This window comes from Nocardioides sp. NPDC092400, assembly GCF_040684155.1.
GTDB lineage: Bacteria > Actinomycetota > Actinomycetes > Propionibacteriales > Nocardioidaceae > Nocardioides.
Genome location: NZ_JBFBFJ010000010.1, coordinates 42,612 through 58,412, shown reverse-complemented (window position 1 = coordinate 58,412; position 15,801 = coordinate 42,612). Strand labels below are relative to the sequence as shown.

Genomic DNA, 15,801 nt, shown 5'->3' with positions numbered 1-15,801 from the left:
CGCTGATCCCCCCGGAAAAGCGCAACGCCTCCGAAGGTAAAGCACCGTCGCGGAGGTCGCAGCCGGTTCGGTCACATCCGGGACCCGAGGTCTGGTCAGGCGGGAGACGCGTGGAGAGCAGCTCGCACCTCGCCGACCACGTGGCCACCCCCGTGCAGCTCGACCAGGCCCGCACGGCGCACGGCGTCGTCCTCGAACCCGGCTCGCCGCAGCACCTCGGCCATGACCACCCGGCGGGCCCGGTCGGCCCCGTCCTCGATCTTGAGGGCGAAGGCACGGCCGTCCGGCAGGGCCACCGCGTGGAGCGCCTCGGCGCCCATCTTGCCGATCGCGCCGGGGACCGCGACGAGGAGGTCGCGCTCGTCGCGGGTGGTTCCGGAGACCATCTCGGGGTGCCGGCGGATCGCGTCGGCGATGCGCTCCCCCGGCCCGTCGGCGGCGACGGCGAGCGTGCGGAACGCCCGCGCCAGACCGGTCAGCGACGTCGAGAGCAGCGGTGCGCCGCAGCCGTCGGTCGCGAACACCTCGATCGGCTCGCCGGTCAGCTCCTCGAACGTCGAGACGACCGCCCGCTGGAGCGGGTGGTCGGGCGCGAGGTAGGTGGCGGTGTCCCAGCCGTTGACGACGCAGGTCAGCAGCATCGCGGCGTGCTTGCCCGAGCAGTTCATCAGGACCCGCTCCTTCACGCCGCCCGCGGCGGCGTGGGCGAGCTTGGTCTCCTCGTCGAGCGGCCAGTCCAGCGGCGTCTGCAGCGCGTCCTCGCCGAGGCCCGCGACCGCGAGGATGCGGCGTACGCCGTCGACGTGGAGCTGCTCGCCGGAGTGCGACCCGCACGCCAGGGCCAGCAGGTCCGGCGGCAGGTCCAGGCCGTTGCGGACCATGGCCAGCGCCTGCACCGGCTTGTTGCACGACCGCGGCAGCACCGGCGACGTCACGTCCCCCACGGACCACTCGACACCCCCGTCGGCGGCGAGGGCGACCACGGACCCGTGGTGGCGACCCTCGACGAAACCGGAGCGGACGACCTCGGCCAGGACCACGGGAGACGGCATGCCGGCACCCTAACGACGCCGGTTTGCAAGGATGAGGCCGTGCCGAACCCGCCGCAGTACTGCCCCACCCAGCGCGAGCTCGACGACCTCGAGCTGCTGGTCACCGGCGCCCTCGCCCCGCTCACCCGGTTCGACGAGCCGGGCAGCCCGGTGACGCTCACGCTGCCGGCCGACGTCTCCACCGCCGCGGCCGAGGCGGGCGCGGTCGAGCTCGTGGACCCCGAGGGCCTGCCGCTCGCGCGCGTCTCCGTCCCGGACGGCGCGGTCGAGGCGCTGACCCACGTGCAGTACGGCCCGTTCCGCCGCCACTACCTCTCCCCCGCCCAGGTGCGCGAGGCGTACGCCGGCCGCACCGTCGTGCCGGTCACCGACGCGCTCACCGAGGCACAGCTCGAGGAGGTCCGCGCGCTCGGACCGGTCGTGCTGCTGGCGTACGTCGGCGCCGGCACGCCCGACCTGTCGCCGGTCGGACTGGTGCGCGCGTGCCTCGCGGCGGCCGCGCTGCTGCCCGACGCGGCCGTCGTCGCCGTGCCCCTCGCCTCGCACGGCGACCCCGAGCTCGACCACGAGCTCGGCGTCCAGGTGGCGCGGACGTACGCCGCCGGCGACCCGGTCCACGCCCTCCCGGCGCCGGCCGACGACGACCCGTACCCGCCGTCGGTCGACGCGGTCGTCGCCTTCGACCGCCCGGACCCGGCCGACCAGGGGCTCGTCCTGTTCTTCACCGGCCTCTCGGGCAGCGGCAAGTCGACGCTCGCCCGCGCCCTGATGGACCGGCTGCTCGAGCAGGGCACCCGCACTGTGACCAGCCTCGACGGCGACGTCGTCCGGCGGAACCTGTCGGCCGGCCTCACCTTCTCCAAGGCCGACCGGGAGACCAACATCCGCCGGATCGGCTGGGTCGCGGCCGAGATCTCCCGCCACGGCGGCGTCGCGGTGTGCAGCCCGATCGCGCCGTTCGACGAGACGCGTCAGCAGGTGCGCGCGATGGTGGAGGACGCCGGCGGGGCGTTCTTCCTCGTCCACGTCGCCACTCCGCTGGAGGAGTGCGAGCGCCGCGACCGCAAGGGCCTCTACGCCAAGGCGCGCCGCGGTGAGATCCCCGAGTTCACCGGCATCTCCTCGCCGTACGAGGAGCCGGCCGACGCCGACGTCCGGGTCGACACGACCGGCCGCACCATCGACGACGCGCTCGGCGACGTCGTGGAGGCGCTGCGCGAGTCCGGCCACCTGGACCTGTCGTCCGGGGTCGAGGACCCGCTGGTCGACCAGCCGGTGCAGGCGGGCGTCGTCGAGACCCCACCACCCGGGAGCCCCGAGCGCCCCCTGCACGTCCTCTTCGTCTGCACCGCCAACATCTGCCGGTCCCCGTTCATGGAGCTCGTGGCCCGCCGGCTGGCCGGCCCGGACGCGACGGTCACCTTCGCCAGCGCCGGGACGCACGGCTTCAAGGACCACCCGATGGACGAGGTCATGAGCGGGACGCTGGCCACCCGTGGCGCCGAGGTGGGCGACTTCGCCAGCCGCGCGGTGACCCGTCAGCTGGTCGACGAGGCCGACCTGGTGCTGACCGCGGAGGCGGCGCACCGCACGTTCATCCTCGACGAGCAGCCGGCGGCGTTCCGCAAGGTCTTCACGCTGGGGCAGTTCGCCGAGGCGGTCCGCACCGCGGGCGGCGGCCTCCAGGGCCGGGAGCTGGTGCAGGCCGTCGGGCAGCGGCGCGGGACGGCCGACCCCGCGCTCGACGTCGCCGACCCCTACCGTCGCGGTCCCGAGGCGGCCGAGACGGCCGCGGCCGGGATCGAGGAGCTGCTGCGGGTGGTCGTGCCGCGGCTGACCGGGGCACCCGGGAACCACTGATGTTCGTCCTGAGCAACCCGATCCGGGAGTACGCCTGGGGATCGAGCACCCACCTGCCGCGCTTCCTCGGGACCGAGCCGACCGGCGACCCGCAGGCGGAGCTGTGGATCGGCGCCCACGACGGCGACCCGTCGTACCTCCCGGACGGCCGCGCGCTCAACGACGTCATCGCCGCCGCACCCCACGAGCTGCTCGGCCAGGCCGTGTGCGACACCTTCGGCGCGCGCCTGCCGTACCTCATGAAGGTGCTGGCGGTCGCCGAGCCGCTCTCGCTGCAGGTGCACCCGAGCAGCTCGCGTGCGCGGATCGGCTTCGCGCGCGAGGACGCCGCCGGCGTGCCGCTCGGCGCCCCGCACCGCAGCTACAAGGACACCTCGCACAAGCCGGAGATGATCTACGCACTGACCCGGTTCGAGGGCATGGCCGGGTTCCGCGACACCGAGAAGTCGGCGCAGATCCTGCGGATGCTCGACCTGCCGTGGGCCGACGACGTCGCGCACCGGCTGGAGTCGGGTCCGGCGTTCCAGACGCTGCGCGCGATCGTGACCGAGATGCTGGCGCACACCGGCCCCGACCTCGAGTCGCTGCTCTCGGACATCCGCGAGGCCGCGCGGCACGCCGAGGAGCGCGGCCACCGGGAGGAGATGCGGGCGAACCCGGTGCGGGTCGACCCGGCGCGGATCAACCGCGAGGCCACCCGGGTCTTCGCGATGGTCGGCAAGCTGATCGCGCAGTACCCGTCCGACCCCGGTGTGCTGGTCACGCTGCTGCTCAACCACGTGGTGCTCGCGCCCGGCGAGGCGATGTTCCTCGACGCCGGCGTCATCCACGCCTACGTCAGCGGGCTCGGTGTCGAGATCATGGCGTCCTCGGACAACGTGCTGCGGGCGGGGCTGACGCCGAAGCACCTGGACGTGCCCGAGCTGCTGTCGGTCACCAACTTCACGCCGATGCCCGGCCCGCAGTGGCTGCCGTCGGTCAACGCCAGCCACCACTGCCACCTCGAGCCGCCGGTGCCGGACTTCGCGCTCACGGTCGGCGACGTCCCCGGCGTGACCGCGCCGGCGTCGGGCCCGCGGACGATCGTGGTGCTCGACGGCGAGGTGGACCTGCTGACCGGGCACGAGACGCTGACCGCCTCGCGCGGCCAGACGGTGTTCGTCGGTGACGCCGACGGCCCGGTCCGCATCGACGGGCACGGCCGCGTCGCGATCGGCGGCGTCCAGGTCTGACTCGCGGCTCCGGGAGGGTTCAGCCCTGCCAGGCGGGCAGCGCCGGCCGGTCGATCCAGTGGCGCCCCTCGTGCTGCAGGGCCTCCATGTCGGCGTCGACCATGATCCGGACCAGCTCGGGGAAGCGGACGCTCGGCTTCCAGCCGATCCGCTGCTCCGCCCGGCTGGCGTCGCCGACCAACGCGTCGACCTCGACCGGACGCACGTACCGCTCGTCGAAGCGCACGTGCTTCTCCCAGTCCAGCCCGGCGTGGTCGAAGGCCGCCTCGACGAAGTCGCGCACCGTCGCGCTCTCCCCCGTCGCGAGCACGAGGTCCTCCGGCTCGTCGGCCTGCAGCATCCGCCACATGCCCTCGACGTACTCAGGCGCGTAGCCCCAGTCGCGCACCGCGTCGAGGTTGCCGAGGTAGACGAAGTCGTCCAGGCCCGCCTGGATCCGCGCGACCGCGCGGGTGATCTTGCGGGTCACGAACACCTCCCCGCGGCGGGGCGACTCGTGGTTGAAGAGGATCCCGTTGACGGCGTACAGGTCGTAGCTCTCGCGGTACGTCGTGGTCAGCCAGTGCGCGTACGCCTTCGCCGCGCCGTACGGCGAGCGCGGCCGTAGCGGGGTCTCCTCGCGCTGCGGCGGCGGCTCCGCGCCGTACATCTCCGAGCTGCCGGCCTGGTAGAAGCGCGCTCCCACCCCCGACATGCGCAGCGCCTCGAGGAGGCGCACCGCGCCGATGCCGGCCGCCTCGCCGGCGTGCTCGGGCTCGTCGAAGCTGGCCCCGACGTAGGACTCCGCGGCCAGGTTGTAGACCTCGTCGGGCTGCACCTGCTGCATCAGCGCCAGCAGCCGGCCACCGTCGGAGAGGTCGCCGCGGTGGAGGAAGAAGCGGCAGTCCGGGTGGTGGGTGTCCTCGACGAGGTGGGCGACCCGGGAGGTGTTGACGCTGGAGGTACGCCGCGCGAGCCCGTGGACCTGGTAGCCCTTGGCCAGCAGCAGCTCGGCGAGGTAGGACCCGTCCTGGCCCGTCACCCCCGTGATCAACGCCCGCTTCGTCACGTCCGGCAGTCTTCCACGGCCCCGCGGCGCGCCCGGTGACAAATCCTGCCTTTCACGATGGCAGCACTAGGCTTTCACCCCGTGGACGACCTCTTCACCACTGCTGCCCTGGCCGTCCTGGCCGTGAGCTTCGGCGTCGGCATCGTCGTCGGCCTGACCGGCATGGGCGGTGGAGCCCTGATGACGCCGGCGCTGATCTTCCTCGGGATCTCGCCGACCGCCGCCGTCGCCAACGACCTCGTGGCCGCCTCCGTCAACAAGACGGTCGGCGCCTCGGTGCACTGGCGGAAGGGCTCTCCCAACCTCCGGCTGGCGACGTACCTCATCGTCGGCTCGGTGCCGTTCGCGCTGGCCGGCGGCTTCATCGTGCAGGAGATCGGGGGCGAGAACGCCGAGGACTTCCTCGTGACCGCCATCGGCATCGCCCTGCTCTTCGCCGCCGCGAGCTACGCGCTGCGGATGTACCTCCAGCTGCGCCTGGTCACCTCCGGCAACGAGGCGCCGACCGGCGAGCCGAACATCCGGCCGATCCCGACCCTGCTCGTCGGGGCCGTGGGCGGCCTGCTCGTCGGCATCACCTCGGTCGGCTCCGGGTCGCTGATCATGGTCGCGCTGCTGCTGCTCTACCCGACCCTCTCCGCGCTCAAGCTGGTCGGCACCGACCTGGTGCAGGCGGTCCCGCTCGTGCTGGCCGCGGCGATCGGCCACGTGGTCACCAGCGGCGTGGACTGGGAGGTGCTGATCCCGCTGATCCTGGGCGGCACCCCCGGCACCTTCCTCGGCGCCCGGATGGCCAGCTGGGTCAGCCAGTCGGTCATCCGCCGGGGCATCGTCATCGTGCTGAGCCTCACCGGCCTGAAGATGCTCGGCGTCCCGCCCGAGGCGGTCGGCATCATCGGCGCCGGCATGCTGCTCCTCGGCCCGCTCGCCTGGGGCTTCGTGCGCCAGACCCGCGGCCTGCCGGCGTTCGACAACAACGCCGCGGCGTGGAACCACGAGCGGCAGCGCCAGGACGGCTGAGTCCTCGCACAACAGGTCCGCTACCTGGCGGTAGCCACGTGTCCGAGACGCGTGACGGCGGTGTTACATTTTCCGGCTCGTCTCATCCCATCCTTTTGAGATGTGCCTCACCGGGGCAACGTGTGTAAAGATCGCCCAGACCTACACCGATCCGGCCCCCGCCGGGCAACCATGGGGAGACCATGACCATGAAGAAGATTCTCGCTGGCCTGCTCACGGCCTTCCTGATGGGCACCGGCCTGGTGGCCTTCACCGGCGGCAGCGCGACCGCTGCCCCGTGCTACCCGAACTGCGTCACGACCACCCCGGACTTCAGCCAGGTGGAGAAGCGTGTCGAGGCCGGCACCAAGCAGGAGACCAGCTTCAACATCGACGTCGCGGGCTCGGCCAAGCCGGTCGCCGGCAAGGCCGCGGCCAAGGGCACCATCAAGGTGATCTGGCGGCGGACCAAGGGCGGGTTCTTCGCCCAGAAGCTCTACAGCTACAGCGGCGGCAACAAGACCGCCATCAGCCCCCGCCTGAACAAGACCGGCGCCTACAAGGTGATCGTCAAGTTCATCCCCAAGAAGGGCTCGACCTACAAGCGCTCCTCGAGCAGCGCCTCGTTCACGGTCGTCCGCTGACCTAGAACTGCATTCGAAGGACCCCGGCGCTCAGCGCCGGGGTCCTTCGTCGTTTCCGGTCCGCCGCCCCGTTAGGGTCGGCGCATGCCGCGTCTGCGCCGTGGGCGCCTCCTCGGACTGCTCGCCCTCACGTTGGTCCTGGCAGGCGCCGCGTGGGCGGGGTGGACCGCCTGGCGGGTCAACGACTCCCTCGCGAGGGCCGCTGACGACGCATCCGCGCTGCAGGACGCCGTCACGGCCGGCGACGCTACGGCGGTCGACAACCGTCTCGCCGCTCTGCGGACCCACAGCGACGAGGCTGCCGACCGGACCGACACCTGGACGTGGTCGGCGTTGACCCACGTCCCCGTGGTCGGGGACGACGCCGAGGGCATCGCCGTGGTGAGCGACGTGCTGAGCGACCTGTCCGCCGACGGCCTGGAGCCTCTGGCGGATGCCGCCGACCGTCTGGACGCGCTCAAGCCGCAGGGCGGGCGGGTCGACACCGACGCGCTCGTCGACCTGCGCGAACCGGTCGGCCGCGCGCGTGCCGCGCTCGACGCCGCCGCGGCACGTTTGGCCGAGCTGGACTCCGACGGCTTCGTCGACCGGCTCGCGATCCGTTACGACGACCTCGAGGACAAGGTCGTCGACGCCCGCGACCTGATGTCGAGCACCAGCACGGCGCTCGATGTCATGCCCTCGATGCTGGGCGCCGACGGCCCGCGCAACCACCTGATGATCTTCCAGAACAACGCGGAGGTCCGCTCCACCGGCGGCCTTCCGGGTGCGCTGTCGCTCGTGCGTGCCGAGGGCGGAAAGGTCGAGCTGGCCCGGCAGGTCCCTGGTCAGACGATCCCAGCGACGTCCGAACCGATCGTCCCTCTCGAGGACGGCGAGAAGGCAGCCTTTCCGGGGTTCGGCTACCTGGCCCTCAACTCCAACGTCACCCCGGACTTCCCACGGGTCGCGGAGGCGATCCGAGCCCACTACGAGGCGTCGTACCCCGAGAGCCTGGACGGCGTGCTGGCCGTCGACCCGGTCGCCCTCGGCTACGTCCTCGGCGCGACCGGCCCGGTGCAGGTCGGCGACGTCGAGCTGAGCGCGGACAACGTCGTGGACGAGCTGCTGCACCAGGCGTACCTGCGCTACGAGGACCCCCGCGCCCAGGACCTGTTCTTCCAGACCGCCGCGCGCGCGATCTTCGACCGCGTGTCCTCGGGCGTAGGCGACGCTGAGACGCTGGTCCGCGCGCTGACTCGCGCCACGGCCGAGGGGCGCATCCTCGTCCACTCCTTCGACGGGTCCGAGCAGGCCGCTCTCGACGGCCGCCCGATCGCCGGTGAGCTCGTCACCGACCCGAACGCCGAGCGGCCCCAGGTCGGCGCGTACTTCCAGGACTCCACCGGCGGCAAGATGTCCTACTTCCTCCGGTACGGCGTGCGAGCCACCGCCACATCGTGCGCCGATGGTGTCCAGCGCATCACCGCCCGGGCCGTGCTGCGGTCCGACGCCCCGGCCGATGCCGCATCGCTCCCCGACTACGTGACCTCGGGCGGCGCCTACGGGACCGACCCCGGATCCCAGCTGGTGGCGATGCGGATCCTCGGGCCGGTCGGCGGCGAGATCGGCGCCATCACCTACGACGGCAAGCCGATCGACAACGCCATTCTGGGCGAGGTCTACGGGCGACCGATCACCACCGTGATCGCCCTGCTCGAGCCGGGCCGGGACGGGACAGTCGAGTGGCGGATGACCTCGGGCGAGGATCAAACCGGTGACGTCGACGTCTCGGTGACGCCCGGCATCGAGGCGAAGGACTACGGCTCGACTGCCCGCAGCAGCTGCCGCTGACGGCCCGGCCACGAGGACGGGGTTCAGTCCCTCCCGTAGATGTCGCGCGTGTAGACCCGGTCCGCGACGTCCGCCAGCACGTCGGTGCGCCGGTTCGCCACGATCACGTCCGAGCGCTTCTTGAACTCGTCCAGGTCCCGGATGACCTCCGAGTTGAAGAACAGGTCCTCCTCGAGCGCCGGCTCATACACCAGCACCTCGACGCCCTTGGCCTTGAGCCGCTTCATCACGCCCTGAATCGACGACATGCGGAAGTTGTCCGACCCCGCCTTCATGATCAGCCGGTGGATCCCGACCGTCCGCGGGCCGCGACGGAGGATGTCGGTGGCGATGAAGTCCTTGCGCGTGGTGTTGGCCTCGACGATCGCGCTGATCAGGTTCTGCGGGACGTCGCGGTAGTTCGCCTGGAGCTGCTTGGTGTCCTTGGGCAGGCAGTACCCGCCGTACCCGAAGCTCGGGTTGTTGTAGTGGTCCCCAATCCGCGGGTCGAGCCCGACGCCCTCGATGATCTGCGCGCTGTCGAGCCCTCGCGTCGCGGCGTAGGTGTCGAGCTCGTTGAAGTACGCCACACGCAGCGCCAGGTAGGTGTTGGCGAAGAGCTTGATCGCCTCCGCCTCGGTGGACCCGGTCAGTAGCACAGGGACGTCGCGGGCCTCGGCCCCCTCGACCATCAGGCCGGCGAACAGCTGTCCGTGCTCGCCGCGGTCGCCGACGACGATCCGCGAGGGGTGCAGGTTGTCGTGCAGGGCCCGCCCCTCCCGGAGGAACTCCGGGCTGAAGATGATCGCCGCGCCCGGGTGCCGTTCGCGCAGCCCGACGGTGAAGCCCACGGGCACCGTGGACTTGATGACGACGGTCGCGCCAGGCGCCGCCTCAACGGCGTCCGCCACGACCGACTCGACCGAGCGCGTGTTGAAGTAGTTGGTCCGCTCGTCGTAGTCAGTCGGAGTGGCGACCACCACCAGCTCGACCCCGTCGTACGCCGCGCGCTTGTCCACCGTCGCGACGAGGTCGAGCGGCCGCTTCCTCAGGTACTCCTCGATCTCGGTGTCCTCGACCGGGGACTCGCCACGGTTGACCGTCGCCACCCGCGCCGCGTCGAGGTCGAGGGCACGGACCTCGTGCCGCTGCGCCAGGACGACAGCGTTCGACAGTCCGACGTACCCGAGCCCCACGACCGCGATCTTCACGGTCGGAGCCTAGGTGCCAGCGGTCCACTCCGCGCGGCCCTCACGTGACGACCCAGCGACGAACGACGGACGTTGCGTCGACGGCCGTATGGCGTGCCTCACCCACCATGCGGCACGGCTTCGCCCCCTGCCGCTCCCGATGGCTACGATGACGGCTGCTGTCCCGACGAGAGGTCCCCTGCACGTCATGACCGACACCCACGCCGACTACCGGCTGAGCCAGCTCGACCAGCTGGAGGCCGAGTCGATCCACATCTTCCGCGAGGTGGCTGCGGAGTTCGAGAAGCCCGTCCTGATGTTCTCGGGCGGCAAGGACTCCATCGTCATGCTCCGGCTGGCCGAGAAGGCGTTCTACCCGGCCAAGATCCCCTTCCCGGTGCTCCAGGTCGACACGGGTCTGGACTTCCCCGAGGTGCTCGCCACCCGCGACAACTGGGTCAACCGCCTCGGTGTGAACCTCGTCGTCGCGAGCATCGACGACGCGATCGCCAACGGCGTCGTCGTCGACGACGGCAAGACGAGCCGCAACCGGCTGCAGATCGGCACCCTGCTCAACGCGATCGAGGAGAACGGCTTCACCGCCGCCTTCGGTGGCGGCCGCCGCGACGAGGAGAAGGCCCGCGCCAAGGAGCGCGTCTACTCGCACCGCGACGAGTTCGGCCAGTGGGACCCCAAGAACCAGCGCCCCGAGCTGTGGAGCCTGTACAACGGCCGCCTGCACGCCGGCGAGCACATGCGGATCTTCCCGATCTCCAACTGGACCGAGCTGGACATCTGGGACTACATCGGCCGCGAGGGCATCGAGATCCCGCAGATCTACTTCTCCCACCAGCGCCGCGTCTTCGAGCGCGACGGCATGCTGATGAGCGAGACCCCGCTCAACCCCACGCGCCCCGGCGAGGTCGTCGAGGAGCGCACCGTGCGGTTCCGCACCTGCGGCGACATCACGCTCACCGGGTGCGTGGAGTCCACCGCGTCCACCGTCGACGAGATCATCGACGAGATCTCGATCGCGACGCTCACCGAACGAGGCGCCACCCGTGGCGACGACCGGTTCTCCGAGGCAGCCATGGAGGACCGGAAGAAGGAAGGCTACTTCTGATGAGCACCGTCAAGAGCACCCAGATGGACCTGCTCCGCTTCGCCACCGCGGGCTCCGTCGACGACGGCAAGTCCACCCTCATCGGGCGGCTACTCCTCGACTCGAAGTCGATCTTCGCTGACCAGCTCGAGGCCGTCGAGTCGACCTCCAAGTCCAAGGGGTACGACTACACCGACCTCGCGCTGCTGACCGACGGCCTCCGCTCGGAGCGCGAGCAGGGCATCACCATCGACGTGGCGTACCGCTACTTCGCGACGCCGAACCGCAAGTTCATCATCGCGGACACCCCGGGCCACGTGCAGTACACGCGCAACATGGTCACCGGCGCCTCCACCGCCGACCTCGGCCTCGTGCTCGTCGACGCCCGCCAGGGCCTCACCGAGCAGTCCCGACGCCACGCGGTGATCCTCTCGCTGCTCCGGGTCCCCCACCTCGTGTTGGCCGTGAACAAGATGGACCTCGTCGACTTCTCCCAGGAGGTCTACGACAAGATCCACGCCGAGTTCACCGCGTTCGCGACCAAGCTCAACATCCCGGACCTCGAGGTCATCCCGATCTCGGCGCTGGCCGGCGACAACGTCGTCAACCGTTCCGAGAACATGGACTGGTACTCCGGACCCACGCTCATGCACCACCTCGAGAACGTCCACGTCGCCTCCGACCGGGACCTCATCGACGCGCGCTTCCCGGTGCAGTACGTCATCCGCCCCAAGTCCGACGAGCACCACGACTACCGCGGGTACGGCGGCATGGTGGCCGGCGGCGTCCTGAAGCCGGGCGACGAGGTCGTCGTCCTCCCCAGCGGGATGACCTCGAAGATCGCCGGCATCGACCTGTTCGACCGGGAGATCACCGAGGCGTTCCCGCCCATGTCGGTGACGGTCCGCCTCGAGGACGACGTCGATGTCTCGCGCGGCGACATGATCGCCCGCGTCAAGAACGCACCCCAGCCCAGCCAGGACATCGACGCGATGGTCTGCTGGATGACCACCACCCCGCTCAAGCCGCGGCAGAAGCTGGCCATCAAGCACACCACCCGTACGGCTCGCGCGCTGGTCAAGGACATCCAGTACCGCCTGGACGTCAACTCGCTGCACCGCGATCAGGAGACCAAGGAGCTCGGCGTCAACGAGATCGGTCGCGTCCAGCTGCGCACCACGGTGCCGCTGCTGTGCGACCCCTACTCGCAGAACCGGACGACCGGGTCATTCATCCTCATCGACGAAGCCACCGGCGTCACTGTCGGCGCTGGGATGATCCTAAATGGCTCCTGACAGGGTCCCTTTCCTTGACCTTTTGGCGTCTTATAGAGAATTGCAACCCGAACTCGACTCGGCCCTGATCGCCACCTTAAATAGCGGGTGGTACATTCTAGGTAGCCAAGTTGAGACTTTCGAGACCGACTATTCTATATTCACCGACTCCAAATACTGCGTCGGCGTAGCAAACGGCCTTGATGCCATACACCTCGCTCTGAGGTCGATTGGGGTCGGCCCTGGCGATGAAGTGATCGTGCCAGCCAACACGTACATTGCCACTTGGCTTGCTGTTTCCCAGGTGGGAGCTGCGATCGTGCCCGTCGAGCCCGATCTCGAGACTTACAATCTGGATCTGCAACGGGTCGAGGAGGCAATCACTCCTCGAACTAAGGCGGTCATACCGGTACACCTCTATGGACGCGCGGTCGACATCCCTTCACTCCGCCAAATCACAGACAAGTACGGCGTCTTCGTGATCGAAGACGCCGCTCAAGCTCACGGGGCCCGCTACGGTTCGGGCACAGTCGGAAGCATGGGACACGCCGCTGCGTGGAGTTTCTATCCCGGGAAGAATCTAGGCGCTTTTGGAGACGCCGGCGCGGTCACGACCAATGATCCTGAAATCGCGAACCGCGTGCGGCTCTTGCGGAACTATGGGTCGCGAATCAAATATGAGAATGAACTGCAGGGTTTCAATAGTCGTCTGGATGAACTTCATGCAGCCGCACTCTCGGTCAAGTTGAAGCACCTAGACAGCTGGAACGGCCGGCGCCGGCGCATCGCAGACGCATATCTTGAACATATAGACGCTCCTATCATTCTTCCAGACCGTGGACTGCCGGAGCAGCACGTTTGGCATCTCTTCGTGATTCGAACCGAGTCGCGAGACGATTTGCAGCGACATCTTTCGAAATCGGGCATCGACACGCTCATCCATTATCCGGTGCCTCCCTATCGCCAGGAAGCTTATCGCGAGCAATTCGGTCGCAATGAGGATTTCCCCGTATCGGATAGGGTCCACCGCGAGTTGCTTAGCCTCCCGATCGGGCCGCATCTGCCCCGCTCGGACGCAGAGCGCATCATCGAGGCAGTTAATGCTTGGCGAGACTGATTGATTTGCTACGCACGTTGATCGTCATGGGCTTGAGTTCTGCCATGGCGCTTGGATTCTCAGCGTTGCGCTCAAAGTTGATAGCAGTTGAGTATGGGCCTCAGGGCATCGGTCTTTTCGGATCGATCACCACCCTCGCCTTGGTCGCGACTACGCTACTGGGCTTCGGAATAACGATCCTCGGCGTTACTACGATCTCTTCGCATCCCGAGGGAAGCCGCGATCGACAGGTCGCAGTGGTCGCAGTTCGAAGGGGAGCACTTGTCCTCACGCTCGCCTGCGGTGCAATTTTCACGCCGGTGGTGATCGGCGCAGGAACAGTCTCCCGTTTTTTCGCCATTCAACAAGACGAAATTGTAGCCGTCGCGATCGCGACCGCTTCGGCAATACTTGGCGGTAGCCGTCTCGCCGTTCTCAACGCAGCCGGCCGCATACTCGCGCTAGCCGCGGCAACTGCCCTCGGGCCCGCCTTGGGGACCCTGCTCACGGCGGCGTTGATCCTCGCTGACTCGCCCCACATTATAGCTGTGGCAGTTGCTTCTCCGCCCGCCATTACGATGGCACTAGCCCTCCTCGCCGATCGCGTACCGGGGAAAGCAGTCAGCAACATCAGCTGGAGAGTTTCCGCGACACACTTCGCTCGAGCTATGCGGTTGGGCGGCTACGTTACTGCGGCAGCATGCGTTAGTTCGGGCGCTCAGTTTCTAGCTCGATTCGTGACCTCCAGTACGCAGGGACTCGAAGCGACCGGTCAGTTTCAGGCTGCATGGGTGATTGGCGCGACATACCTAGGTTTCCTATTCACTACGTTCGCCGTCGATTACCTTCCAAAGTTATCTAGAACAAGGGACCCCCTCGAACTAAATAGGACCGTCAACTTCCAGTTGCACTTCGCGCTCGCGATCATGGTTCCGGCAATCGTTATCCTTGCAGCATTGCGCGAGCCCCTAATGCATTCCCTCTATACTGGAGACTTCGGAGTCGCGGCCAGTATCCTGAGGCTCCAATTGCTTGGCGATTTGTTCAAACTCCTCGGCTGGTCCGTAGCTTACGTGCTGCTCGCACGCGCGGATGGGCCTCGATACCTCCTCCTTGAAGCCGTCTGGGGAATCACATACCTCATAGGAATTTCAGTATCGGGCATTTTGGGGGAGCCTAGACTTACGGGCGCTGCCTACACGCTCGCTTACGTCGCCTACGCCAGCATGGCACTGGTCTTGGCTAGAAAGGTTGGCGTGCAGCTGACGCGGGCCTCTTGGCTTTTCGTGTCCGGCGCCGCCGTTTACGTATCTGTTGCACTCCTAGCCCCGATAGCGGCTATCGTTGCCGTACAAGCGATCGGTTCGGTAGCAGTTCTGCTACTAGCATTGAAACGATGGCATCGGAATGGACTCTTGCGCACCCGCGCGAGTGCTGAGTTTGGAGCGAGCGCGTGACCATTGAGGAAAACGCAATCCAGGTGACGTCTCTACTGGAGCGCGCTCTTGAGCATGCCGATCGTGGAGCAGTTGATTCAGCACTCGCGATCGGCCAAGCCGCCTGCCTCCTAGCTTGGCGCAGGTTCCCAGGCTTCTACTACCACCCGCTCGCGGAGGACCTCGCAGAGAACTGCTCGCATCATGTCCGCGCGCCGGAATGCTCAAAAGCCGCAAGGCCGCCGACTATCGAAACCTTACACATCCTCACCGAGGCTAGCCAGATCGGCGGACACACGAGATTGGCGTGGCGCTGGATCGACGCAGATTCGCGTGTACCTGCCGTCGTGATAACGAATCAGCGCGGGATCCGCATTCCGCCAGCACTGATTGACGCAGTCCAAAAGCGAGGCGGACATATAATTGATCTCTCATCGAGATCGTCGTCCCTCTCGAAACGAGCCGCTGAACTTCGAACTTTGTGTGAGCGCGCGGGCGCCGTAATCCTTCACACTCATCCGCATGACATTGTCGCACCTTGCGCTCTGAACGAACTGGGCGTCCCGTCCGCTCTGGTGAACCACGCCGACCATGTATTCTGGGCGGGTGGCCGATCCCGCCGCCTCCTGATCAACCTTCGAGAATCGGGTGCGGCCCTCTCTACGAGTCGGCGCGACTTCGAGTTCGGGGAGTGCCTGACACTCCCTATACCGCTCCACCTAGACGAGGGACCTGCGGTGCAGGCACGTCGCCAGAGTTCTTCGAGGGTCGAGGCCTTGACAGTTGCGAGTTCGTACAAATTCGCGACCACGGACGGGCATAGTTACCTTCGCGTACACGAGGAGCTCCTCGATCAGAACCCTGAACTATGGTTAACCGTAGTCGGCCCTGAACCGTCCGGCGAGTGGAGGGAGGCCGAAAGTCGCACTGAAGGACGGCTACGCGCTGTCGGCAGGCAGGACCGCCTTAGCGATTTCTACGAACGAACTGACATATATCTTGACTCTTTCCCGATGGGAAGCTTGACATCACTTCTCGACGCCGCGGCTCGAGCCA

12 protein-coding genes are annotated in these 15,801 nt (G+C 68.1%); 9 read left to right on the top strand and 3 right to left on the bottom strand.

The window, feature by feature from the left end:
- Nucleotides 1-95 precede the first annotated feature (95 nt).
- Nucleotides 96-1,052 carry an asparaginase gene (locus AB0N29_RS20220; protein ID WP_364869895.1) on the bottom strand — a complete coding sequence of 319 codons (957 nt, stop codon included), beginning with the start codon at nucleotides 1,050-1,052 and terminating at the stop codon, nucleotides 96-98.
- Nucleotides 1,053-1,091: 39 nt separating this feature from the next.
- On the opposite strand from AB0N29_RS20220, the gene cysC reads away from it, so the two are divergent.
- Nucleotides 1,092-2,912, top strand: a complete 1,821-nt coding sequence (cysC, locus tag AB0N29_RS20215; protein WP_364869892.1) for an adenylyl-sulfate kinase — start codon at nucleotides 1,092-1,094, stop codon at nucleotides 2,910-2,912.
- A complete protein-coding gene (gene manA / locus AB0N29_RS20210; RefSeq protein ID WP_364869889.1) occupies nucleotides 2,912-4,144 on the top strand; it encodes a mannose-6-phosphate isomerase, class I in 1,233 nt (410 codons plus the stop codon). Before cysC ends, manA begins: the two co-directional genes overlap by 1 nt.
- Nucleotides 4,145-4,163: 19 nt before the next feature.
- Here manA and gmd read toward each other — a convergent pair whose 3' ends face one another.
- The gene (gene gmd / locus AB0N29_RS20205) at nucleotides 4,164-5,192 is read right to left on the bottom strand and encodes a GDP-mannose 4,6-dehydratase (RefSeq protein WP_302268276.1); all 1,029 of its coding nucleotides are present in this window, start codon (nucleotides 5,190-5,192) and stop codon (nucleotides 4,164-4,166) included.
- An 81-nt stretch (nucleotides 5,193-5,273) separates the two neighbouring features.
- Between gmd and AB0N29_RS20200 the strand changes: the two genes are divergently transcribed.
- The 3 genes from AB0N29_RS20200 to AB0N29_RS20190 all read left to right on the top strand — a co-directional run bounded on the left by AB0N29_RS20200 (nucleotide 5,274) and on the right by AB0N29_RS20190 (nucleotide 8,668).
- Nucleotides 5,274-6,212 (top strand): sulfite exporter TauE/SafE family protein, encoded by a 939-nt coding sequence (locus AB0N29_RS20200; RefSeq protein ID WP_364869885.1) that lies wholly within the window; start codon nucleotides 5,274-5,276, stop codon nucleotides 6,210-6,212.
- Between the two features lie 188 nt (nucleotides 6,213-6,400).
- Entirely contained in the window at nucleotides 6,401-6,835 is a 435-nt protein-coding gene (locus AB0N29_RS20195) for a hypothetical protein (RefSeq protein ID WP_364869882.1), read from the top strand.
- Between the two features lie 84 nt (nucleotides 6,836-6,919).
- Nucleotides 6,920-8,668 carry a DUF4012 domain-containing protein gene (locus AB0N29_RS20190; RefSeq protein WP_364869879.1) on the top strand — a complete coding sequence of 583 codons (1,749 nt, stop codon included), beginning with the start codon at nucleotides 6,920-6,922 and terminating at the stop codon, nucleotides 8,666-8,668.
- A gap of 23 nt (nucleotides 8,669-8,691) precedes the next feature.
- Here AB0N29_RS20190 and AB0N29_RS20185 read toward each other — a convergent pair whose 3' ends face one another.
- Nucleotides 8,692-9,858: a nucleotide sugar dehydrogenase gene (locus AB0N29_RS20185; RefSeq protein WP_364869876.1), complete on the bottom strand. Its 1,167-nt coding sequence runs from the start codon at nucleotides 9,856-9,858 to the stop codon at nucleotides 8,692-8,694.
- A 187-nt stretch (nucleotides 9,859-10,045) separates the two neighbouring features.
- Between AB0N29_RS20185 and cysD the strand changes: the two genes are divergently transcribed.
- Genes cysD through AB0N29_RS20165 form a run of 4 tightly spaced genes read left to right on the top strand, consistent with a single transcriptional unit; the run spans nucleotide 10,046 to nucleotide 14,766 of the window.
- Complete coding sequence (gene cysD / locus AB0N29_RS20180) at nucleotides 10,046-10,960, top strand: sulfate adenylyltransferase subunit CysD (protein ID WP_364869874.1); 915 nt, start codon at nucleotides 10,046-10,048, stop codon at nucleotides 10,958-10,960.
- Nucleotides 10,960-12,234 (top strand): GTP-binding protein, encoded by a 1,275-nt coding sequence (locus AB0N29_RS20175; protein ID WP_364869871.1) that lies wholly within the window; start codon nucleotides 10,960-10,962, stop codon nucleotides 12,232-12,234. The genes cysD and AB0N29_RS20175 overlap by 1 nt, the downstream gene beginning before the upstream one ends.
- On the top strand, nucleotides 12,224-13,330 hold the full coding sequence (locus tag AB0N29_RS20170; protein WP_364869868.1) for a DegT/DnrJ/EryC1/StrS family aminotransferase: 1,107 nt from the start codon (nucleotides 12,224-12,226) through the stop codon (nucleotides 13,328-13,330). Before AB0N29_RS20175 ends, AB0N29_RS20170 begins: the two co-directional genes overlap by 11 nt.
- 44 nt (nucleotides 13,331-13,374) lie before the next feature.
- A complete protein-coding gene (locus AB0N29_RS20165; protein WP_364869866.1) occupies nucleotides 13,375-14,766 on the top strand; it encodes a hypothetical protein in 1,392 nt (463 codons plus the stop codon).
- Nucleotides 14,767-15,801: the final 1,035 nt, after the last annotated feature.